The sequence below is a fragment of the Amycolatopsis sp. NPDC026612 genome (assembly GCF_040638285.1).
In the GTDB taxonomy this organism is placed as follows: domain Bacteria; phylum Actinomycetota; class Actinomycetes; order Mycobacteriales; family Pseudonocardiaceae; genus Amycolatopsis.
Genome location: NZ_JBEZYB010000045.1, coordinates 1 through 23,848 on the forward strand (window position 1 = coordinate 1; position 23,848 = coordinate 23,848).

General features: G+C 75.2%; 8 protein-coding genes. All 8 read left to right on the plus strand.

What is annotated here, in order from left to right; translation table 11 throughout:
* Positions 1–100 precede the first annotated feature (100 nt).
* The 8 genes from AB0F15_RS30660 (at position 101) to AB0F15_RS30695 (ending at position 23,798) form a co-directional block, all read left to right on the plus strand.
* Positions 101–9,619: an amino acid adenylation domain-containing protein gene (locus AB0F15_RS30660; RefSeq protein WP_360277759.1), complete on the plus strand. Its 9,519-nt coding sequence runs from the start codon at positions 101–103 to the stop codon at positions 9,617–9,619.
* Complete coding sequence (locus tag AB0F15_RS30665) at positions 9,616–19,641, plus strand: amino acid adenylation domain-containing protein (protein WP_360277761.1); 10,026 nt, start codon at positions 9,616–9,618, stop codon at positions 19,639–19,641. Before AB0F15_RS30660 ends, AB0F15_RS30665 begins: the two co-directional genes overlap by 4 nt.
* Positions 19,638–19,847: an MbtH family protein gene (locus AB0F15_RS30670; RefSeq protein ID WP_360277764.1), complete on the plus strand. Its 210-nt coding sequence runs from the start codon at positions 19,638–19,640 to the stop codon at positions 19,845–19,847. The genes AB0F15_RS30665 and AB0F15_RS30670 overlap by 4 nt, the downstream gene beginning before the upstream one ends.
* Positions 19,848–19,857: 10 nt before the next feature.
* Complete coding sequence (locus tag AB0F15_RS30675; protein WP_360277766.1) at positions 19,858–20,109, plus strand: acyl carrier protein; 252 nt, start codon at positions 19,858–19,860, stop codon at positions 20,107–20,109.
* A complete protein-coding gene (locus tag AB0F15_RS30680; RefSeq protein WP_360277769.1) occupies positions 20,109–21,332 on the plus strand; it encodes a beta-ketoacyl-[acyl-carrier-protein] synthase family protein in 1,224 nt (407 codons plus the stop codon). Before AB0F15_RS30675 ends, AB0F15_RS30680 begins: the two co-directional genes overlap by 1 nt.
* Positions 21,329–22,288 (plus strand): beta-ketoacyl synthase N-terminal-like domain-containing protein, encoded by a 960-nt coding sequence (locus tag AB0F15_RS30685; protein ID WP_360277772.1) that lies wholly within the window; start codon positions 21,329–21,331, stop codon positions 22,286–22,288. Before AB0F15_RS30680 ends, AB0F15_RS30685 begins: the two co-directional genes overlap by 4 nt.
* Positions 22,285–23,019, plus strand: coding sequence for a 3-oxoacyl-[acyl-carrier-protein] reductase (gene fabG, locus AB0F15_RS30690; protein WP_360277775.1), 735 nt, complete (start codon positions 22,285–22,287; stop codon positions 23,017–23,019). Before AB0F15_RS30685 ends, fabG begins: the two co-directional genes overlap by 4 nt.
* Positions 23,020–23,174: 155 nt before the next feature.
* Positions 23,175–23,798 carry a LuxR C-terminal-related transcriptional regulator gene (locus AB0F15_RS30695; protein WP_360277778.1) on the plus strand — a complete coding sequence of 208 codons (624 nt, stop codon included), beginning with the start codon at positions 23,175–23,177 and terminating at the stop codon, positions 23,796–23,798.
* The last annotated feature ends 50 nt before the right edge of the window (positions 23,799–23,848 follow it).

The window sequence follows — 23,848 nt, forward strand, 5'->3', positions numbered from 1 at the left end:
GGGAAGTTCCACGGCACGATCACGCCGACCACGCCCAGGGGCTCCTGGAAGGTGACGTTGATCCCGCCCGGCACCGGGATCTGCTGGCCGATCAGCCACCGTGGACCACCTCCCGGTGGACCGCAACGGCAAGCTCGACCGGCGCGCCCTGCCGGAGCCGGCGTGGCCCGCCGGGCACGGCGACCGGCCGCGGACCCCGCGCGAGGAAATCCTGTGCGGGCTCTTCGCCGACGTCCTGGGGCAGCCCGGCATCGGGATCGGCGACGGCTTCTTCGCCGTGGGCGGGCATTCGCTGCTCGCCACCCGGCTGACCGGGCGGATCCGCGCGGTGTTCGGGGTCGAGCTGCCGGTCTCGGCCGTCTTCGAGCACCCGACGGTCGCGGGCCTGGCCGCGGTGCTCGACGCGGCCGGCCCGGCGCGGCCACCGCTGCGGGCCCGGGACCGGCCGGAGCGCGTCCCGCTGTCGTTCGCGCAGCGGCGCCTGTGGTTCCTCGACCAGCTCGGCGAAGCGGGCTCGGCCTACCACGTGCCGACGCTCCTCCGGCCGGCCGGGGCGGTCGACGCGGTGGCCCTGCGCGCCGCGCTGGGTGACGTCCTCGTCCGGCACGAAAGCCTGCGCACGGTGTTCCCGGTCGACGGCGGTTCGCCGTACCAGCACGTCCTCGACCCGGCGGTGGCCCGCGAGCGGCTGCCGTTCGACACCGTGGCGATCGAGGAGGCCGGCCTCGCCGCCTCCTCCTCGGTGTTCCTGCACCGGCCGTTCGACCTGGCCGCGGACCTGCCGCTGCGGGCCCGGCTGTTCCGGTTGCCCGGCGGGGAGCACGCGCTGCTCGTGGTCGTCCACCACATCGCCGGCGACGCCCTGTCGTGGGCGCCGGTCGCCCGCGACCTGGTGACGGCGTACCGGGCCCGGGCCGCCGGCTCCGCCCCGGACCTGCCGGACCTCGCCGTCCAGTACCCGGATTTCACATTGTGGCAACGGGAAGTGCTCGGCTCGGAGTCCGATCCGGACAGTCCGGTGCGGCGCCAGCTCGACTTCTGGCGCGCCACCCTCGCCGGGGCACCGGACGAGCTGGCCCTCCCCTTCGACCGGCCCCGGCCGCCGACGCTGTCCCTGGCCGGCGGGCGGGTGCCCCTGGACCTCGACGCGGCGACCCACGCGGCGCTGGTCCGGCTCGCCAGGGACACCGGCTCGACGGTGTTCATGGTCCTGCAGGCCGCGCTCGCCGTGCTGCTGGCGAACCTCGGCGGCGGCACCGACGTCCCGATCGGCACCGCGGTCGCCGGCCGCCCCGATCCGGCGCTCGACGACCTGGCCGGCTTCTTCGTCAACACGCTGGTCCTGCGCACCGACGTCTCGGGCGACCCGTCGTTCGCCGAGCTCCTGGACCGGGTCCGGGAGTGCGACCTGGCCGCGTTCGCGCACCAGGACGTGCCGTTCGAACTGGTCGTGGACGCGCTGAACCCGGTGCGGTCGCTGTCGCGCAACCCGCTCTTCCAGGTCATGCTCGTGGCCCAAGCCGAACCGGAGCTGCCGGGGGCCGTGGTCGAGCGGGTGGAGACCGGAACCGCCAAGTTCGACCTGCTCCTGGACTACCACGAGCGGTACGAAGCCGGGGTGCCCGCGGGCATCGAGGCTTCGGTCGAGTACAGCGCGGACCTGTTCGACCGCGCCACCGCGAGCGGGATCGCCGAACGGTTGCGGCGCGTGCTGGCCGCCGCGCTCGCCGATCCCGGGCAGCGCGTCGGCGCCTTCGACGTCCTCGAAGCCGGCGAGCGCGAACTCGTCCTGCACGGCTGGAACGCGACCGCCCACCCGGTGCCCGCGGTGACCGTGCCCGGCTTGGTCACCGCCCAGGCCGCGGCGACCCCGGACGCGACCGCGGTCGTCTTCGAGGGGGAGCACGTCACCTACGCGGACCTCGCCGCGCGGGCCGACCGGCTGGCGGGCCTGCTGGCCGCGGCCGGCGCCGGGCCGGAGACGGTGGTCGCGGTCCTGCTGCCGCGGTCGGTGGAACTGGTGGTCGCGCTGCTGGCGATCCTGCGGTCCGGGGCGGCTTTCCTGCCGATCGACCCGGAGTACCCGGCCGACCGCGTCGCGCACCTGCTCGGCGACGCGTCGCCGTCCGTCGTGCTCGGCACCACGGGCCTCTCCGGCCTGCTTCCCTCCACAGTGGACTCGAAGGTGCTCTGGCTCGACGACTCGGCGCTGCCGGGCGAGCCTGGGACCGTGCCGCCCGTCCGCGTGCCCGGCCCGGGCGCGGCCTACCTGCTCTACACCTCGGGGTCCACCGGCAAGCCCAAGGGCGTCCTGGTGTCGCACGCGGCGCTGGCGAACCGGCTGCTGTGGATGCAGGACGCCTACCGGATCGCGGCCGGGGACCGCGTGCTGCAGAAGACTTCCTGCGGCTTCGACGTGTCGGTCTGGGAGTTCTTCCTGCCGCTGATCACCGGCGCGACGCTGGTCGTGGCCCGGCCCGGGGGGCACCGCGATCCCGCCTACCTGGCCGAGGTGATCCGCCGCGAGGGCGTCACCGATGTCCACTTCGTCCCGTCGATGCTGCGGGAGTTCCTGCCCGAAGCCGCCGGAACCGGGCTGCGCCGCGTGTACACCAGCGGCGAGGCGCTTTCCCCGGCGCTGCGCGCCGAATTCCACCGGACCCTCGACGCCGAGCTGCACAACCTCTACGGACCCACCGAGGCCGCCATCGACGTCACCGCCTGGACGTCACCGGCCGGCGAGGTCGCGGTCGTGCCCATCGGCCGCCCGGTCTGGAACACGCAGGCGTACGTGCTGGACGAGCGGCTGCGCCCGGTCCCGCCCGGCGTGGTCGGCGAGCTGTACCTCGGCGGTGTCCAGCTGGCCCGCGGCTACCGCGGCCGCCCGGAGCTCACCGCGGAGCGGTTCGTGGCCTGCCCCTTCGGCGAGCCGGGCAAGCGGATGTACCGCACCGGCGACCGTGCCCGCTGGCGCGACGGCGAACTGGAGTACCACGGCCGCACCGACCACCAGGTCAAGGTCCGCGGCGTCCGCGTCGAACCCGCCGAGGTCGAGGCGGTGCTGCGCGAGCACGACGGCGTCGCCGACGCCGTGGTCCTGCTCCGGCCCGCTCCCGGCGGTGACCCGCAGCTCGTCGCCTACGTCGTGGGGGAGGCCGTTCCGGGTGCGCTGCGCGCCCACGCCGCCGCGGCGCTCCCGCACGCCATGGTGCCCGCCGCGTTCGTCGTCCTGGATCGCTTTCCCCTGACCCCGCACGGGAAACTGGACCGGGCGGCACTGCCCGAGCCGCCGGCGGCGGCGCCCGGCCGCGTGCCCCGGACGGCCCGGGAAGCGGCGCTCTGCGCGGTGTTCGCGGACGTCCTCGGCGTACCCGCGGTCGGGGCCGACGACGACTTCTTCCAGCTCGGCGGCCACTCGCTGACCGCCACCCGGCTGGTCACCCGGATCCGCGCGCGGCTGGGGGCCGAGCTGACGATCCGGGAGGTGTTCGACGCGCCGACCCCGGCGGCCCTGGCCGCGGTGCTGCCCGGCGGGGAACCCCTGACCGACGAGCGGCGGCTGCCGGTTGGCTGGAGCGGCGCCGCGGCGCCCGCGGAGACGGCGACCCTGGCCGGGTTGTGGCGTGAGCAGGTTCGCGAGAGCGGCGAGCGCATCGCTGTCACCAGCGGTGACGAGCACCTGAGCTACCGCGCCCTCGACGAGCGGGCCAACCGGCTCGCCCGGCTGCTGCTCGAAGCGGGCGCCGGGCCCGAGCGGCTGGTCGCGCTGGCCCTGCCGCGGTCCGCCGACCAGGTGGCCGCCGTGCTCGCGGTGCTCAAGACCGGTGCGGCGTACCTGCCGCTCGACCTCGACCACCCGGCCGGGCACCGGGAGCACGTGCTGGCGGACGCGCGACCCGCGCTGGTGGTCGGCACCGCCGCCGCGCAGCTGCCCGGGCCGGCCCTGCTGCTCGACGACCCCGCCGTGCGGGCGCGCCTCGCCGCGTTCGACCCCACCGACCCCGAGGCCGATGTCCGCGCGGACAACCTCGCCTACGCGATCTACACGTCCGGCTCGACCGGTCGCGCCAAGGGAGTGCTCGTCACGCACGGCAGTGTCGTGCGGCTCTTCCGCACCACGGCGAGCCTGTTCGAGTTCGGCCCGGACCAGGTGTGGAGCTGCTGCCACTCCGCCGCCTTCGACTTCTCCGTCTGGGAGCTGTGGGGCGCCCTGCTGCACGGCGGCCGCGTCGTCGTGGTGCCCCGCGAGACGGCGCGATCGCCGTGGGAGCTGCGCAAGCTGCTGGCCGCCGAGCGGGTCACCGTGCTCAGCCAGACGCCGTCGGCCTTCCTGCAGCTCGCCGCCTGCGACGCCGAAGCGACGGAAGAACTCTCCCTGCGCACGGTCGTCCTCGGCGGCGAAGCGCTGCAGACGAGCAAGCTGACCGAGTGGTACCGCCGTCACGGGACCGGAAGCCCGTTGCTGGTCAACATGTACGGGATCACCGAAGCCACCGTCCACGCCACCTACCGCGGCCTGGACGCGGCGGCGACCGGGAGCCCGGTCGGCGGCCCGCTGCCCGGCACGCGCGTGTTCGTGCTCGACGACCGGCTCGACCCCGTCGGCGCCGGGACCGCCGGTGAGCTGTACCTCGCCGGGCCGGGCCTGGCCCGCGGGTACCTGAACCGGGCCGCGCTCACCGCCGGGCGGTTCGTCGCCTGCCCGTTCGGGGAGGCGGGTGAGCGGATGTACCGGACCGGGGACGTCGTGCGCTGGACCGGCAGCGAACTGGAGTTCGTCGGCCGCGCCGACGACCAGGTGCAGATCCGGGGCTTCCGGGTCGAGCCGGTGGAGGTCGAGACGGTGCTGGCCGGGCACGAGGCGGTCGGCGAGGTGACGGTCGGCGCCCGGCCCGATCCGCGCGGGGACAGCTGCCTGGTCGCCCACGTCGTCCCGGCGGGCGGGCGGACGCTCGACGTCGACGACCTGCGGGCCTGGGCCGCCTACCGCCTGCCGGAGCACCTGGTGCCCGCGGCGTTCGTGGTCGTCGGCGCCCTGCCGCTGACCGGCAACGGCAAGGTCGACCGGGCGGCCCTGCCCGCTCCCGTACCCGGCGCGGGCACCGGGCTCGTGCCCCGCTCACCCGCCGAGGACCGGCTCTGCCGGCTCTTCGCCGAGGTGCTCGGGATCGACCGGGTGTCGGCCGACGACGGCTTCTTCGCTCTCGGCGGCCATTCCCTGCTGGCCGCTTCGCTGGTGCGGAAGGTGCGGGCGGAATTCGGGGTCGAGCTGGGCCTGCGGGCGCTGTTCGAGGCACCCAGCCCCGCGCTGCTGCTGCCGGTGCTCGACCGGGCCGGCGGGCGGGCGCAGGCGCGGACGCTGCGGCCCGGACCGCGGCCGGCCCGGCTGCCGCTGTCGCCCGCCCAGGAACGGATGTGGGCCGAGCAGCGCCTTTCGGGCCCGTCCGCGGCCTACCACATCGCGGCCGCCATCCGGCTTTCCGGCGTGCTGGACCGCGCCGCGCTGGGGGCCGCACTGGCCGACGTCGTCACCCGGCACGAAAGCCTGCGCACGGTCTTCGCCGAGGTGGACGGCGTGCCGCACCAGGTGGTCCTCGACACGGCCCCGGAACTGCCGGTCGTGCCGATCGGGAAAGCGGAGCTGGACCACGAGACGGCGGCCCGCGCGGCCGAGCCGTTCGACCTCGGCGAAGAACTCCCCATCCGGGCTTGGCTGTTCGCCATCGACGGCACCGAGCACGTGCTGCAGCTCGTCGTGCACCACGTCGCCGCGGACGGCTGGTCGCTCGGCCCGCTCGCGAGAGACCTTTCCCGCGCCTACGCCGCCCGGACGCGTGGCCGGCGTCCGGAGTGGACCCCGCTGCCCGTGCAGTACGCGGATTACGCGCTGTGGCACCGGGAACTCGACCTCGGTGCGCAGGAGGACTTCTGGCGCACGGCCCTGGCCGAGGTGCCGGACGAGATCGAGCTGCCCGCCGACCGGCCGCGCCCGGCCGAGCCCGCCCGGCGCGGTGACGTCGTGGCGTTCCGGATCGAGCCCGCCCTGCACGACGCCGTCACGGCGCTGGCCACCGACACCGGGACGACCGCGTTCATGGTCGTCCACGCCGCGCTGGCCCTGCTGCTCGCCAAGCACGGCGCGGGCACCGACATCCCGATCGCCACGCCGGTCGCGGGCCGGCCCGACAGCGACCTCGACGACCTCGTCGGCCTGTTCGTGAACACGCTCCTGCTGCGGACGGACCTGTCCGGCAACCCCACCTTCCACGAGCTGCTCGCGAGGGTGCGTGAAGCCGACCTGGCCGCGCTGGCGCACCAGGACCTGCCGTTCGGGCGGGTCGCCTCGCGGTTCCAGGTGCTGCTCGCGTTCCAGAACGCCCCCGAACCGCGGCTGGCGCTGCCCGGGATCACCGCGACCGCGGTGCCGGTCGCGTCCGGCACCGCCAAGTGCGACCTCGCGTTCTCGTTCACCCCCGGTGCCGGCGGCCTGCAGGGCTACCTGGAGTTCGACACCGGTCTCTTCGACCGCGGCACCGCGCAGGCGCTGGCCGGCCGGCTCGTCCGGCTGCTCACGGCGGTGACGGCCGCGCCCGGCGCCGTGGCCGGCACGGCCGACCTCACCCACGACACCAGCGTCGACGGCGAGCACCGGGCCCTGCCGGCGTGCACCGTGCCCGGCGTGTTCGAGTACCAGGCGAGCCGGGCCGGTGAGCGGCTCGCGGTGCTCGGCGACGGCGTCGAAACCGGCTACGCCGAGCTGGACGAGCGTGCGAACCGCCTGGCCCACGTGCTCATCGGCGAGGGTGCCTGCCCCGAGCGGGTGGTGGCGCTGCTGCTGCCGCCGTCGACCGGGCTGGTCGTCGCCGTGCTCGCCGTCCTGAAGGCCGGCGCGGCCGTGCTCCCGGTCGACCCGGCCTACCCGGACGACCGGATCGCCCACCTGCTGCGGGATTCCGCGCCGGTGCTCGTCCTCACCTCCGAAGTCCTCGCCGGTTTCGAGGCGCAGCCGGCCCCGTCGCGGGCACCGGCCGACGAAGACCGGCTCGCGCCGCTGACGCCGGACAACGCCGCGTACGTCGTCTACACGTCGGGTTCGACCGGGACGCCGAAGGGCGTGGTCGTCCAGCACCGCAACGTGCTGGCGCTGGCGGCCGACCACCACCGGCGCTTCGGCCTCGGCCCGGGCACGCGCGTGCTGCAGTTCGCGCCGCTCGGCTTCGACGCCGCGCTCGGCGAGCTCTTCGCGACCCTGCTCACCGGATCGGCGCTGGTCATGCCGTCGGCCGCCGAGCGGGTCGCCGGCGAACCCCTCGCCCGGCTCGTCGAGGACACCCGGGCGAACTTCGTCGTCCTGCCGCCGACCGTGCTGGCCACCGTGCCCCGGCTGCCCGGCGGGATCACGCTCGTCGTCGCCGGCGAGGAGTGCCCGGCGGAGCTCGCCGAGCGCTGGGCGCCCGGCCGCCGGATGGTGAACGCCTACGGCCCCACCGAAACCACCGTGACCGTCACCGTGACCGGCGCGCTGGAAGCCGGGACCAGGCCGACCATCGGCCGTCCCCTCGACAACACCACCGCCCGCGTCCTCGACCCCTGGCTGCGGCCGGTGCCGCCGGGCGTGCCCGGCGAGCTCTACCTGGGCGGCGCCCAGGTCGCCCGCGGCTACCGCGACCCGGCGCGGACCGCCGCCCGGTTCGTCGCCGACCCGTTCGGCCCGCCCGGCGCCCGGCTCTACCGCAGCGGCGACCTGGCCGCGTGGACCGGCGACGGCGAGCTGCGCTACCTCGGCCGCGCCGACCAGCAGGTGAAGATCCGCGGCTTCCGCGTCGAACCCGGAGAGGTCGAGCACGCGCTCACCGCGCACGACGGCGTCACCCAGGCCGCCGCGATCGTGCGGTCCGGACGGCTGCTGGCCTACGTGGTGGGGGACGCGGACCCGGTTGCGGTGCGCGAAGACCTGCGGGCCCGGCTGCCCGGGCACCTGGTGCCCGCGGCGGTCACCGTGCTGGCGGAGCTGCCCCGCACCCCGCACGGCAAGCTGGACCGCGCCGCGCTGCCCGATCCCGTGTTCACCACCGGCACCGCGGCGGGCGAAACCGGCCCGGAACGCGCGCTGGGCGCGGTCCTCGCCGAGGTCCTCGGGCTCGCGTCCGTCGGCGTCGACGACAGCTTCTTCGACCTCGGTGGCGACAGCATCACCGCGCTCCAGGTGGTCGCGCGGGCCCGCCGGGCCGGGTGGGCGCTGACCCCGCGGGACGTCCTGACCGCCCGTACCGCGCGCGGGATGGCCGAGGCCGCCACCCCGGCCGCCGCGGCGCCCGTGCTGCCGCACGTCGAGGGCACCGGCCGCGTCGGGCTCACCCCGATCGTCGCCTGGCTGCGCGACCACGGCGGGCCGGTCGCCGGCTTCAACCAGGCGATGGTGTTCACCACGCCCGCCGGGGCCGATCCGGACCGCCTCCGCGACGTGCTGCAGGTCCTCGTCAACCACCACGACGCCCTGCGGCTGCGGGTGACCGGGGAGTGGGAGCTGCACGTCCGTCCACAGGGGACGGTGCCGGTCGACGTGCGCCGGGTCACCGGTTCGCCGGCCGACGTCGAACGGTACGGGGCCGCGGCCCGGGCGGAGCTGGACCCCTGGGAAGGCGAAGTCCTGCGCGCGGTCTGGTTCGACACCGGGACCGGACCCGGGAAGCTGCTGCTGGTGCTGCACCACCTCGTCGTGGACGGCGTCTCGTGGCGGATCCTGCGTGACGACCTCGAAGCGGTCTGGCGCGGTCAAGAGCCGGCACCCGTCGGGACGCCGCTGCGGCAGTGGGCCCAGCTGCTCGCCGCGGCGAAACCGGACGAGGCGGTGTACTGGCAGTCGGTCCACAGTGGACCCGACCCGCTGCTCGGCCACCGGTCGCTCGACCCGGTCCTCGACACCGCGGCGACCGCCCGGCGGCTGCGGCTCGAACTGACCGCGAAGCGGACGGCCGCCGTGCTGGCCCACCCGCACGCGGACGTCCGGGAGCTGCTGTTGACCGCGCTCGCCGAGGCGCTCGGGCGCCCGCAGCTGGTGGCGCTGGAAGGGCACGGCCGGGAACAGCTGGTCGAGGGGGCCGACCTCTCCCGGACGGTCGGCTGGTTCACCAGCGTGTACCCCGTCCGGCTCGAGCCCGGTGGCCTGCGCCGCACGAAGGAGCTGCTGCGCGCGGTGCCGGGCAACGGGATCGGGTACGGCATCCTCCGCCACCTCGACCCGGATTCCGGCCTGGCCGGGCTCCCGGTGCCGCAGGTCGGCTTCAACTACCTCGGCCGGTTCGGCGACCCCGCGCACGCCGGCGGCGACTGGGCGGCCGAGCCCGCCCCGGTCGCCGAAGCGGACCCGGGCATGCCGCTGGCGCACGTGCTGGCGATCAACGCGGCGATCGAGGGCGGCTGCCTGGCGGCGGAGTGGATCTGGGCCCCGGACGCGCTGCCCGGCGGCGACGCCGTCGCCCGCCGCTGGCTGACCGCGCTGGAAGCGCTGCTCACAGCGGACCCGGCCGCGGGCCCCGCCGAACTCACCCTGACCTCGCTCGGCGACGACGAGCTCGACGAGCTCGCCGCCGGACTCGCATGGGAGGAATCACCGTGACAACCCAGGGACTGCAGGACGTCCTCCCGCTGACGCCGTTGCAGGAAGGGCTGCTGTACCACGCCGCGCTGAGCGGGAACGGCACCGCCGACGTCTACCACGTCCAGCTCGTCGTCGACCTCGAAGGCGAGCTCGACCCCGAAGCGCTGCGCGCGGCCGGGCAGGCGCTGCTGGACCGGCACGCGCCGCTGCGTGCGTGCTTCCGGCGCCGCCGCTCCGGCGAGCCGGTGCAGGTCGTCCCGGCCCGCACGCGGCTGCCGTGGCGGGAAGTCGACCTCCGCGGCCGCGAAAGCGAAGCGGCCCAGGTCGTCGACGTCGAACGCGCCCGCCCGTTCGACGTGGAAAACCCGCCGCTGCTGCGGTTCCTGCTGATCCGGCTGGCCGACCGGCGGTACCGGTTCGTCTCGACCAACCACCACGTCCTCACCGACGGCTGGTCGATGCCGCTCATCCTGCGTGACCTCTTCGCGCTCTACGCCGGCCGGCCGGTCCCGCCGGTGCCGGACCACCGCGGCTACCTGAACTGGCTGCGCGGCCAGGACCGCGCCGCGGCCGGCCAAGCCTGGCGCGAAGCCCTCGACGGCCTCGCCGAGCCCACCCTCGTCGCCGGGCCCGGGCAGCTCCGCGAGCCGGAACTGCCCGAAGCCCTCCTCGTCGACGTGCCGGAGGCGCTGACCGCGGCCGTCACCGCGTGGGCCCGCGCCGAGGGCGTCACGCTCAACACCGTCCTGCAGGGCTGCTGGGCGATCGCGCTCGGCGAGCTCACCGGACGCTCCGACGTCGTGTTCGGCGCCGTCAGCGCCGGGCGGCCGCCGGAGGTCGCGGGCATCGAAGACCTGGTCGGGCTGTTCATCAACACCCTGCCCGTCCGCGTCCGGCTCGACCCGGCTGCCACCCTCGCCGGTACCCTGGCCCGGCTGCAGCGCGCGCAGTTCGGCCTCCTCGCGCACCAGCACCTCGCGCTCTGGGAGGTCCAGCAGCAGGCCGGGCTCGGCGAGCTGTTCGACACGGCCTTCGTCTTCGAGAGCTACCCGCTCGCGTCGGAAGACCTCGACGGCGAACTCGCCGGCCTGCGCCTGAGCGCCGCCGAAGCCCGGGACGCCACCCACTACGCGCTGAGCCTGACCGTGGTGCCGGACCGGTGCCTGCGGCTGCGGCTGGAGTACCGCGCCGACGCCTTCGACGCCGCGCTGGCGCACCGGACGGCGGACCGGCTCCTCGCCCTGCTGGAGGCCGTGGTCACCACGCCGGATCGTCTCCTGGCCCGGCTCGCGCCGCTGTCCCCGGCCGAGCTCGGCGCCGTGCTCGCCGACGGCCGCGGACCGCGGTACGAGCCGGGGCCGCCGGTGGCGGACCTGGTCGAGGCGCAGGTGGCACGCACGCCCGGGGCCGTCGCCGTCGAGCACGACGGCGTCGCGCTGACCTACCGGGAGCTGAACGCGCGGGCCAACCGGCTGGCGCACCGGCTGATCGCCGCCGGCGCCGGGCCGGAGGCGGTGGTGGCCGTCGTGCTGCCGCGCTCGGCGGACCTGGTCGTCGCGGCCCTCGCGGTGGCCAAGGCCGGCGCCGCCTACTTCCCGGTCGACCCGGCGTACCCGGCCGACCGCATCGCCGAGCTGATCGCCGGCACCGAACCGGTCGTCGTGCTCCGCGACGTCGAAGCCGGCGCCGCGCCGGACACCGACCCGCCGCGGGACGTGCGGCCGGAGCATCCCGCGTACGTGATCACCACGTCCGGCTCGACCGGCCGCCCCAAGGGGGTCGTGGTGCCGGTGCGCGCGCTGGCCAACGCGATCGCCGACGTCGTCCGCACCTGCGGGCACGCGCCGGGGGACCGGGTGCTCGCCGTGGCGGCGCCGACGTTCGACATTTCACTGGAGGAGCTCTTCGCACCGCTGGTCGCCGGGGCCACGCTGGTCGTCGCCGACCGCGGCACCGTCCGCGACCCCGTCGCGCTCACCCGGCTGATCCGCGACGCCGGGATCACGCTGCTGGACGCCGGGCCCGCGCTGTGGCACTACGTGCTGGAGGAGGACGCCGCCGCGCTCGCCGGGGTGCGGGCGATCATCGGCGGCGAGGCGGTCGGCGCCGAGCTGGCGAACCGGCTGCACGCGGCGACCCGCGGGGTCGTCAACTTCTACGGCCCCACCGAAACCACGATCAACGCCACCGGGTTCCGGCTGTCCGGCCGGGCCGAAGACGCGCCGCCGATCGGACGGCCGATCGCGAACACCGGTGCCTACGTGCTCGACGCCGCCCTGCGGCCGGTGCCGCCCGGTGTCACCGGCGAGCTGTACCTCGCGGGGGCGCAGGTCGCGCGCGGCTACCTGCGCAGGCCTGCCCTCACCGCGGAGCGGTTCGTCGCCGACCCCTTCGGCCCGGCGGGTACCCGGATGTACCGCACCGGCGACCGCGTCCGCTGGCGCGGCGGGCAGCTGGAGTTCCGCGGCCGGGCCGACGAGCAGGTCAAGATCCGCGGGTTCCGCATCGAGCCCGGCGAGGTCGAGGCCGTGCTCGGCGCCGTCGACGGGGTCACCGGCGTGCTCGTGCTCGCCCGCGACGACGACGGCGACCGCCGCCTGGTCGCCTACGTGACCGGGCCGGCGGACCCGGACGAGCTGCGCGCGCGGGTGGCCGCCGCGCTGCCCGAGCACTGCGTGCCGTCGGCGTTCGTCGTCCTGGACGCCTTCCCGCTCACCTCCCACGGGAAGGTCGACCGCCGCGCACTGCCCGCGCCGGACTTCGCGGGCCTGCGGACCCGGCGGGCGCGGACCGCGCTCGAGGAGATCCTCTGCGGGCTGGTCGCGGAGGTGCTCAAGGTGCCGTCGGTCGGTGCCGGGGACGACTTCTTCCACCTCGGCGGGCATTCGGTGCTCGCCACCCGGCTGGCCGGGCGGATCCGCTCGGTGCTCGGGGCCGACCTGGGCGTCCGGGCGATCTTCGAGGCCCCGACGGTCGCGCAGCTCGCCGAGCGGCTCGGCGACGAGGCGGCTCCCGGCCGGCCCCGGCCGCCGCTGACCGCGATGCCGCGGCCCGGGCGGGAGCTGCCGCTGTCCTACGTCCAGGAACGGTTCTGGTTCCTCGACGAGATCGCCGGGCCGGAGGCCTCCCTGGAGATGCCGCCGCTGGCGATCCGGCTGCGCGGCGAGCTCGACGTCGAGGCGTTCGCCGCCGCGCTGGGCGACGTCGTCGAGCGGCACGAGTCCCTGCGCACGCTCTACCCGGTCGTCGACGGCGAACCGCGGCAGCTCGTGCTGGCCGCCGGGCAGGCGCGCGACCTGGCGCGCCTGGACGTCCGCGGCCCCGGGGACATCGCCTCGGTGCCCAAGCGCTTCGACACCGCCGCCGAACTGCCGCTGCGGGCGGTGCTGTTCCGGGATGCGCCCGGCGAGCACGTGTTCGTCCTGGTGCTGCACCAGATCGCGGTGGACGGCTGGTCGCTCGTCCCGCTGGCGCGCGACTTCGCCCACGCCTACCACGCGCGCCTCGCCGGAGCCGCTCCACAGTGGACACCGTTGGCGGTGCAGTACGCGGACTACGCGCTGTGGCAGCGGTCGATCCTCGGCGACGAGTCCGATCCGGACAGCGGGATCTCCCGTCAGCTGGCCTACTGGAAGTCTGCTTTGGACGGTCTGCCGGAGGAGCTGGCCCTGCCCGCCGACCGGCCGCGCCCCGCGACGCCGTCCTACCGCGGCCACGGCTTCGACTTCGAGATCGGCGAGGCGATCCACCGCGCGCTCACCGACGTCTGCCGCCAGACCGGCACCACGGCGTTCATGGTCGTGCAGGCGGCCCTCGCCGTGCTGCTGGGCAAGCTGGGCGCGGGCACCGACATCCCGCTCGGCACCGCCGTGGCCGGGCGCACCGACGAAGCACTCGACGACGTCGTCGGCAACTTCGTCAACGTGCTCGTGCTGCGCACCGACCTCGGCGGCGACCCGACGTTCCGGGAGCTGCTGACCCGCGTCCGGCGGACCGACCTGGCCGCGTTCGGCCACCAGGACGTGCCGTTCCAGCGGGTCGTCGACACGCTCAACCCGGTGCGCTCACCCGCCCGGCACCCGCTGTTCCAGGTGATGCTCGAGTTCGAGAACCTCGACGAGGCGCGGTTCGAGTTCGACGGCCTGGCGGCGGGGTTCGAGCAGCAGGCGCTGGAGGCGATGGACTACGACCTCATGTTCATCATGCGGGAGCAGCACGACGGGGACGGTGGGCCCGCGGGCATCCGGGCCTTCCTCGAAGCCGCCGCCGACCTGTTCGACGCCGGCACCGCCCGGGCGATCGCGCGGCGGCTCGTCCGGCTGCTCGGCGAGCTGGCCGCGGCCCCGGACCGGCCGCTCAGCGCGTTCACCGTGCTCGACCCGGCCGAGCGGCACCTGGTCCTGACCACCTGGAACGACACCGCCCGCGACGAGACGTGCACCGACGTGCCCACCCGGGTGCGGGAGCTCGCCCGGACGACGCCGGACGCGACGGCGATCACCGACGACGACGGCACCTGGACCTACCGCGAACTGTGGGCGTTCGCCTCGGGCGTGGCCGGGAGCCTGCCCGGGCGCGGCGCGGTCGTCGGGATCCTCGGCGACGCCGGCCGCGAGTTCACCGGCTCGGTGCTCGGCGTCTGGGCCGCGGGCGGCGCGTACGTGCCGGTGGACCCGCAGGCGCCGGTCGAGCGGATCGCCGGGATGCTCACCGACGCGGGGGCCGCCTGGCTGCTGGCCCCGGCGGCACTGGCCGCGCGGGCGGCGGAGATCGCGGCGGCCGTGCCGGGCCTGCGGGTGGTCACCGGGCGCGCGATCGCGCTCGACTGCACCCCGGCGCCGCGGCACCCCGCCGACGCCGCGTACGTGCTCTTCACGTCCGGCTCGACCGGACAGCCCAAGGGCGTGGTGGTGTGCGACGGCGGCGTGGTCAACCACCTGCTCGCCAAGATCGAGGATCTCGGCCTGACCGCGGCCGACACGGTGCTGCAGAACGCCCCGCTGACGTTCGACATCTCGGTCTGGCAGATGTTCGCCGCCCTGCTGGCCGGCGGTGCGGTGCGGGTCGTGGGCGCCGCCCTGCGGGCGGACCCGCGGCGGCTGTTCGCCGTGGCCGCCGCGGACGGCGTGTCCGTGGTCGAGGTGGTCCCGTCGCTGCTGCGGATCGCCCTCGACGAGTGGGACCCGGCCGTCGAGCTGCCCGCAGTGCGCTGGCTGCTGGTCACCGGCGAGGCCTTCCCGCCCGATCTGCGCGACCGCTGGCTCGCCCGGTTCCCGGACATCGGCCTGGTCAACGCCTACGGCCCCACCGAGTGCTCGGACGACGTCACGCACGCCTTCCTCGGCCACGGCGACGTCGTCCCGATCGGCGGGCCGCTGCGCAACACGCAGCTCTACGTCCTGGGACCGGACCTCGGCCCCGTTCCGCCGGGAGTCGTCGGCGAGCTGTACGTCGGCGGCACCGGCGTCGCCCGCGGCTACGCCGGCCGGGCCGGGGGCACCGCGGAACGGTTCCTCGCGAACCCGTTCGGCGCGCCCGGCTCCCGGATGTACCGCACCGGCGACCGGGTCCGCTGGAACCGTGACGGCGAGCTGGAGTACTTCGGCCGGGCCGACGACCAGGTCAAGGTCCGCGGCGTCCGCATCGAGCTCGGCGAGGTCGAGGCCGCGCTGCACGCGCTGGACGGCGTCCGCGCCGCCGTCGCCGCGGTCCGGCCCGACCCGGCCGGCCAGCCGTCCCTCGTCGGGTACGTGGTGCCGGCGGCCGGCTTCGACGTGGCGGTGGCGCGCACGGCGCTGGGCGGCCGGCTCCCCGCCGCGCTCGTGCCCGCGGTCCTGGTTCCGCTGCCGGCGCTCCCGGTCGACGGGAACGGCAAGATCGCCCGGCGCGCGCTGCCGGAGCCGGTGTGGCCGGTGGCCGTCCGGGCCGGAGGCGAGCCGAAGACACCGCGGGAGGAGATCCTGTGCGGCCTGTTCGCCGACGTCCTCGGGCAGCCCGCGGTCGGCGCCGGCGACAGCTTCTTCGACCTCGGCGGCCACTCGCTGCTGGCCACCCGGCTGATCGGCCGCGTGCGCTCGGTGTTCGGCGTCGAGCTGCCGGTCTCGGCCGTGTTCGAGGCCCCGACCGTCGCCGGGCTCGCCCGCGCGATCGGCACCGCGGCCGCCCCGGCCCGCCCGGCCCTGCGCGCCGGCGAACGCCCCGGGCGGATCCCGCTGTCGTTCGCGCAGCAGCGGCTGTGGTTCCTCGGCCAGCTCGGCGAAGGCGGTTCGGCCTACCACATCCCGGCCGTCGTGCGGCTGACCGGCGACGTCGACCCCGGCGCCGTGCGGGCCGCGTTCGCGGACGTCATCGCGCGCCACGAGACCCTGCGCACGGTCTTCCCCGTGGCCGACGGCTCCCCGTACCAGCACGTCCTCGACCCGGCCGAAGCCGAGGCGCGCCTGCGGTTCGACACCACCGGAACGCTCCCGGCCGCCGGGTCCGTCGCCGAGTTCGTCGCCGAGGAGTTCGACCTCGCCGTGGACCTGCCGCTGCGCGCCCGGCTGTTCGCCGCGGGGGAGGAGCACGTCCTCGCGCTGGTGCTGCACCACATCGCCGGGGACGCGTGGTCGTTCGGCCCGCTCACCGCCGACCTCACCGCGGCCTACCGGGCCCGGGCGGCCGGAACCGCACCCGGCTGGCCCGAGCTGCCGGTGCAGTACGCCGACTTCGCGGTGTGGCAACGGGAAAGCCTCGGCGAAGTGGCCGATCCGGACAGTGCGGTCAGCACGCAGCTCGCTTTCTGGCGCCGAGCGCTCGAAGGCGCGCCGGACGAGCTGGCGCTGCCGTTCGACCGCCCGCGCCCGCCCGCGCTGTCCCTGCGCGGTGACCGGGTCGCCCTGGAAGTGGACGCGGAAACGCACCGGGGACTGGCCGGGCTGGCCCGCCGCACCGGGACGACCGTGTTCATGGCCGTGCAGGCCGCGCTGGCCGTGACGCTGGCCAAACTCGGGGCGGGCACGGACATCCCGATCGGCACCGCGGTCGCCGGCCGGACCGACCGCGCACTGGAAGACCTGGTCGGCTTCTTCGTCAACACCCTGGTCCTGCGCACCGACGTCTCGGGCGAGGTGACCTTCGAGGACCTGCTCCGGCGGGTCCGCGAGACCGACCTGGCCGCCTTCGCCCACCAGGACGTCCCGTTCGAGCTGGTCGTCGACGCGCTCAACCCCGTCCGGTCCCTGGCGCGCAACCCGCTGTTCCAGGTGATGCTCGTGGCCCGGAACCTGCCCGACGCCGTCGACGAGACCGCCGGGCTGCCCGCCGTGGCCGAAACCGTGGACACCGGCACCGCGAAGTTCGACCTGCTCCTCGACTACGCCGAGCAGCACGACGACGGTGCCCCGGCCGGGCTGGCGGGCTCGCTCGAGTACAGCACCGACCTGTTCGACCGCGGCACGGCCGAGCGGATCACCGGCTGGCTGACCCGGGTCCTGCGGGCCGCCGTCGCCGGCCCGGCCCGGCCGATCGGGGCGCTGGAGCTGACCGGCGACGCCGAGCGGGCGCGGGTCGTGCACGGGTGGAACGCCACCGCGCACCCCACCCCGGCCGCGACGGTGCCGGGACTCGTCCTCGCCCAGACTCTCGCGACACCCGGGGCGATCGCGGCGGTTTCCGACGACGAGCAGGTCACCTACCGGGAACTGGCCACCCGGGTGGACCGGCTCGCGGGCGCGCTGGCGAGCCGCGGGGCCGGACCGGAACGCGTGGTGGCGATCGCGCTGCCGCGCTCGGTGGACCTGGTCGTCGCGCTGCTGGCCGTCCTGCGCACCGGCGCGGCGTTCCTGCCGATCGACCCGGACTACCCGGCCGAGCGCGTCGCCCACCTCCTCGGCGACGCCCGGCCGGTGTTCGTGCTCGACGACGTCCGGCTCGACGGCGCGGCGGCCTTCCCGGGCCCCGTCTCGGGCGACGGTGCGGCCTACGTGATGTACACGTCGGGTTCGACGGGCAAGCCGAAGGGCGTGGTCGTCTCGCACGCCGCGCTGACCAACCGGCTGCTGTGGATGCGGGACACCTTCGGGCGGCCGGGCCGGGTGCTGCAGAAGACCTCGTGCGGGTTCGACGTGGCGCTGTGGGAGTTCTTCTGGCCGCTGATCTCCGGGGGGACGCTCGTCCTCGCCCGGCCCGACGGGCACCGCGACCCGCGCTACCTGGCCGACGTCATTCGCCGCCAAGGCGTCACCGACGTCCACTTCGTCCCGTCGATGCTGCGGGAGTTCCTGCCCGAGGCCGCCGGCCTCACCGGGCTGCGCCGGGTGTTCTGCAGCGGCGAAGCCCTGAGCCCGGCGCTGCGCGACCGGCTCCACGCGGCGCTGGACGTCGAGCTGCACAACCTCTACGGCCCGACCGAAGCCGCGATCGAGGTCACCGCGTGGACGTCGCCGCCCGGCGAGGTGGCGACCGTCCCCATCGGACGTCCATTCTGGAACACCCAGGTCTACGTGCTGGACCGCTGGCTGCGGCCGGTGCCGCCCGGCGTCGCCGGCGAGCTGTACCTGGCCGGCACGCAGCTGGCCCGCGGGTACCAGGGGCAGCCGGGGCTGTCCGCGGAGCGGTTCGTCGCCAGCCCGTTCGGGACGCCGGGCGTCCGGATGTACCGCACCGGCGACCGCGCCCGCTGGAACCACGACGGCGAGGTCGAATACCTCGGCCGGGTCGACCACCAGGTCAAGGTCCGCGGCGTCCGCGTCGAACCCGGCGAGATCGAAATGGTGCTGCGGGGACACGACGGCGTCTCGGACGTGGTCGTGGTGCCGCGTCCGCTCCCCGCGGGGGACTACCAGCTCGTCGCCTACGTCGTCGGGGAAGCCGATGCCGACGCGCTGCGGGCCCACGCGGCCGAACGGCTGCCGCGGTACATGGTGCCGTCGGCCTTCGTGCCGCTCACGGCGTTCCCGGTGACGGCCAGTGGGAAGCTGGACCGAGCCGCCCTGCCCGCCCCGGACGTCACCGGCCGCGGCCGTGCGCCCCGCACCGAGCGGGAACGGACGCTGTGCGCGCTGTTCGCCGAGGTGCTGGAAGTGCCGACGGCGGGGGTGGACGACGACTTCTTCCACCTCGGCGGGCACTCGCTCACCGCGACCCGGCTGGTCAGCCGGATCCGCGCCACGCTGGGCACCGACCTCGGCGTCCGCGCGCTGTTCGAACGGCCGACGCCCGCCGGGCTGGCCGAGCTCGTCGACCACGCGACGGAAACCGGGAAAACCCGCGAGAGCGCGTTCGACCCGCTGCTGCCGCTGCGGACCGGCGGGGACCTGCCGCCGCTGTTCTGCGTGCACCCGGTGGGCGCGCTGAGCTGGTCCTACATCGGGCTGGTGCCGCACCTCGATCCGCGGCGGCCGGTCTACGGCCTCCAGGCCCGCGGGCTGGCCGTGGCCGAGCCGCTGCCGGCTTCCCTCGACGAAATGGCGGCGGACTACCTCGCCCGGATCCGGGAAGTCCAGCCGGCCGGGCCCTACCACCTGCTGGGCTGGTCGTTCGGCGGGCTCGTCGCCCACCGGATCGCCGTGCTGCTGCGGGAGCAGGGCGACGAGGTCGCGCTGCTGGTCAGCCTGGACAGCCGCCCCCGGGCCCACGACGCCGAAGCGGTGGCGGACCAGGAGATCTATTCGACCATCCTGGACGCCGTCGGCGTGCAGGCGGACGGCCGCGAGCTGACCCCGGCCGCGGTGGCCGCGCTCGTCGCAGGCTCCGGGCTGCCGCCGGACTTCGGCGAAGAACACCTGCGGCGGCTGGTGGCGGTGTGGCGCAACAACGACGAGCTGTCGCGGAAGTTCGTTCCCGGCCACTACGCCGGGCGGCTGCTGCACTTCGCCGCCGCGGACGCGAACGACGACCCGGCGGAGGTCTGGGGGCCGTACGTCGATGCCGTCCAGGTCCACGAAACCGGGAGCGCGCACGCCGACCTGACCCGGCCCGGGCCGCTGAAGCACATTGGCGAAATTCTCGACGCCGCGCTGGTTGACTGTGCGCGAGAATCCCGAGAGGAGCAGCGATGAGCAACCCCTTCGACGACGCCGACGGCACTTTCCTGGTGCTGGTCAACGACGAGCGGCAGCACTCCCTGTGGCCCGCCTTCGCCGAGGTGCCCGCGGGCTGGACCGTGGTCCTGCGCGACGCGAGCCGCGAGGCCGCGCTGGCTTACGTGGAAGAGAACTGGACCGACATGCGGCCGGCCAGCCTGGTCCGCGCCATGGGCGAATAGGAGTCCCGCGATGACCGAAGTGCAGGTCGAGCTCCACGACGAGCTCCGCGACCTGGTGTGCGACGTGCTCGAACTGGAGCCCGGCGAAATCACCGGCACCAGCTCGTTCGTCGACGACCACGGCGTCGATTCGCTGTCGCTCATCGAGCTGGTCGCGCAGTGCGAAAAGCGCTATCGCATCCAGATCGCCGAGTCGCAGCTGAAGACGATGCTCACCCTCGACGGCGTCTACCGCGTCGTCACCGAGGCGGAAGCACTCTGATGGACCGCCGAGTGGTGGTGACCGGGCTGGGCGTGGTGTCGAGCATCGGCATCGGCCGCGCCGAGTTCGCCGTCGCGCTGCGCGCGGGCCGCAGCGGCGCCCGGCCGATCGGGGTCTTCGACACCGACGGCTTCGAGCACAAGATGGGGTGTGAGGTCGCGGGCTTCGACCCCCGGCCCTGGATCCACCGGCTGGATCCGGCGGAGCTCGGCCGGGCGACGCGGTTCGCGGTCGCGGCGTCCCGGATGGCCGTGGAGGACGCCGGGCTCACCGAAGAGGTGTTGCGTGCCCGGCGCGGGATGATCTGCGTCGGCACCACCGACGGCGAAGCCCACGATCTCGACCGGCTGGTGGAGACCGAGCTCGCCCACGGCCCGGCGGCGATGGACCCGGTGCGGGCCCGGCGCTCGGCCGCGACCCGCCTGTCCGCCGGGATCGCGCACGACCTGGCCCTGTCCGATGTGGAGGCGACCACGGTGGCCACCGCCTGCTCGGCGGGCAACTACGCCATCGGCGCCGGCTTCGACGCCGTCCGGGCCGGCGAAGCCGAGTTCGCGCTGTGCGGAGGCGCGGACGCCATGTGCCGCAAGACCTTCGCCGGGTTCTACCGGCTCGGCACGGTCGCGCCGGACTGCTGCCGCCCGTTCGACAAGGACCGCAAGGGCATCCTCACCGGCGAGGGCGCCGGGGTGATCGTGCTCGAAACCGCGGAGTCCGCGCTGCGCCGCGGGGCCCCGATCTACGCCGAAGTGCTGGGGTACGCGCTCAACTGCGACGCCAGCCACCCGGTCGCGCCGGACCAGGCGAGCATCAAGGAGTGCATCGAGCTGGCGTTGCGCGACGCCGGGGTCGAGCCGCACGAGGTGGACCTGATCTCCGCGCACGGCACCGGCACCCCGGCCAACGACGTCACCGAGACCGCGGCGATCCGCGACGTCTACGGGGAGCGGCCGCCGCCGACGGTGTCGCTCAAGTCGATGCTCGGCCACACGATGGGCGCGGCCAGCGCGCTGGCCGCGATCGCCTGCGGGCTCGGCATCACGCACCGGTTCATCCCGCCGACCATCAACCACCGCGAGACCGACCCCGAGTGCGCCATCGACTGCGTGCCCAACCGGGCGATCGAGGCCGACCTGCGGATCGTGCAGAACAACGGCCTGGCCTTCGGTGGCAACAACGCCGTGGTCGTCCTCGGCCGGTTCGACGCGGAGGTGGCTCGGTGAACCCGGTGATCACGGCGTGGACGGCGGTTTCGCCGTTCGGCATCGAGCGTGAGTCCTTCGTGGATGGTTTGCGGGCCGGGGTGGCGGCGCCGGTGACCGACGGTGCCGTGCACAAGGCGGCCGTGGTGCCCGGCTTCGAGGCCCGGGAGCTGCTGGGCCGCAAGGGTACCCGGTCCATGGACCGGCTCACCGGGCTCGCCGTGTGGGCCGTCGGCAGGCTGACCGCCGGGCGGCCCGTCGAACGCGGCGACCGCACCGGGCTCGTGCTCGGCACCATGGGCAGCCTGCAGTCCACCATGGACTTCACCCGGCCGTCCTTCGTGGAGGCCAAGCCGTACTTCGTCGACCCGGGGCGGATGCCCAACTCGATCATGAATGCGGCCGCCGGCCGCTGCGCGATCTGGCACGGACTGACCGGGCCCAACGTGACACTGGCCGGCGGACGGGTAGCCGGTCTGTCCGCGCTGGGCTACGCCGTCCGCCTGCTGCGGACCGGGCGGGCACCGAGCGTGCTGGCCGGCGCCGTCGAGGAGTACTCGGACGCCCGGTCCTGGATCGAGTCCCACAGCGGCGTCGACGGCGTGCTCGGCGAGGGCTGCGTGATGCTGCGCGTCGAGCCCGCCGGACCGCACCCGGCGCTGGCCGAGGTGCTCGCCGTGCGGTCGCGGGTCGCCCGGCCGGACGAGGTCGAGGCGGCGAAGCAGTCCTGTCTGGACAGTGTGCTGGCCACGGCAGGCGTGTCCGCCGAAGACGTCGGCGTCGTGTCGTGGTCCGGCGTGCCGGGGTACCCCGACCCCTTGGCCGACCTGATCGGCGACACCGGCGCGGCGACGGCGATGTTCCAGGTCGCCGAGGTGCTGGCGACGGGGGAACCGGGGGAGCCTGCCGTCGTCGGCTCGGTCGACCGGGACGGAGCGGTGGCCTGCGCGCTGCTGCGGCTGGGGAGCGGGCGATGAGCGGGGTGGCGCTGGTCAGCGGCGGCTCGCGGGGCATCGGCCGGGCGGTCGTCACCCGCCTGGCCCGCGACGGCTTCGACGTCAGCTTCTGCTACCGCTCCGACGAAGACGCCGCGCGCGAGGTCGAGAAGGACCTGGCCGAGCTGGGCGTGCGCGTGCTCGCCGAGCGGGTCGACGTCGCCGACGCCGCAGCGGTCCGTGCCTGGATCGCGCGCACCGAGGGGGAACTCGGCCCGGTCGCGGCGGCGGTGACGTCCGCGGGCATCACCCGGGACCAGCCGCTGGTCCGGATGCCGGACGAGGACTGGAAAGCCGTGCTGGGGACCAACCTCGACGGTGTCTACCACGTGTGCCGCCCGGTGGTGTTCGGGATGATGAAGCGCAAGGCGGGCACCGTGGTCGCGGTCAGCTCGATCGCCGGGGTGCACGGCAGTGCCGGGCAGACCAACTACAGCGCCTCGAAGGCCGGCACGATCGGGTTCTGCAAGGCGCTGGCCAAGGAGGTCGGGCGCTACGGCGTGCGCGTCAACGCGGTGGCGCCGGGGTTCATCGACACGGACATGGTCGCCGTGCTCGGCGAACGGACCCGGGAACGCGCGCTGGCCGACGTCCCGCTGCGACGGTTCGGCAGGCCGGAGGAGGTCGCGGACCTGGTCGCGTTCCTGGTCTCCGAACGGGCCGGCTACATCACCGGGTCGGTCCTGCACGTCGACGGCGGGCTCATCCGGTGACCCCGGACCCGGAGCCGCTCCGCGTTTGCCGGACGCCGGCTCCGGCCGAAGCTGAATTGCCTTCGCCGCCGGCTCGTCCCGGACCGCCCGTGCCTAGCGTGAGCGAAGGGGCTCCGCATTTCGGTGGAGCCACGGGCGACGGAACGGTGATCAGCATGAGCGAGGTGGCGCTGCGCCGGGGCAACCGGCTCCCGGCGGTCGCGGAGCGGGGGGCCGGGATGGTCGAACTCGGCCGCGACCTGGTCGCCCGGCGGGTGACCGGTGCGTTCGCGGACCTGTTCGGCACCACGCCGGACGACGTGATCGGCACGGCGTTCTGCGGCTGGTTCCTGCCCGCGGTCCAGGACACCGTGCGGCGCGGGCTGGCGGAGCTGGCCGCCGGCCGGAAGGACCACTTCGACGAGCGGCTCGCCGGGCTCGGTCCCGGCGGCCCGTTCTTCGCCGACGTGACCGGCCGGACCGTCACCGCGGACGACGGCGAGCCGTGCCTGGTGCTGCTCGTCAAGCCGGTCGAGGCCGGCGAGCCGGGCCCGGCGGCGGTGCGGCTCGCCGCCCTCGACGCGCAGATCCTCGAAGGGCTCGCGGCGGGGGAACCGGCCGTCCGGATCGCGCTGCGGCTGTACCTGAGCCGCCAGGCCGTCGACTACCGCATCGGCGCGATGCTGCGGAAGCTCGGCGCCCCGAGCCGGGCCGCGCTCGTGTCGAAGGCCTACGCCGCCGGGCTGCTCCGCCCCGCGCACTGGCCGCCGCGCGTGGCGCCCCACGCCCGCGAGGACTGATCCTCCGCATCGTGGCACCGCCGCTCCCGTGGATCGCGGGTACCGCGGCC

What these genes read in the sequence shown, in the direction of transcription:
- AB0F15_RS30670 (WP_360277764.1), top strand. Translation starts at nt 19,638, where the DNA reads ATGAGCAACCCCTTCGACGACGCCGACGGCACTTTCCTGGTGCTGGTC.
- AB0F15_RS30680 (WP_360277769.1), top strand. Translation starts at nt 20,109, where the DNA reads ATGGACCGCCGAGTGGTGGTGACCGGGCTGGGCGTGGTGTCGAGCATC.
- AB0F15_RS30675 (WP_360277766.1), top strand. Translation starts at nt 19,858, where the DNA reads ATGACCGAAGTGCAGGTCGAGCTCCACGACGAGCTCCGCGACCTGGTG.
- AB0F15_RS30695 (WP_360277778.1), top strand. Translation starts at nt 23,175, where the DNA reads ATGAGCGAGGTGGCGCTGCGCCGGGGCAACCGGCTCCCGGCGGTCGCG.
- fabG (WP_360277775.1), top strand. Translation starts at nt 22,285, where the DNA reads ATGAGCGGGGTGGCGCTGGTCAGCGGCGGCTCGCGGGGCATCGGCCGG.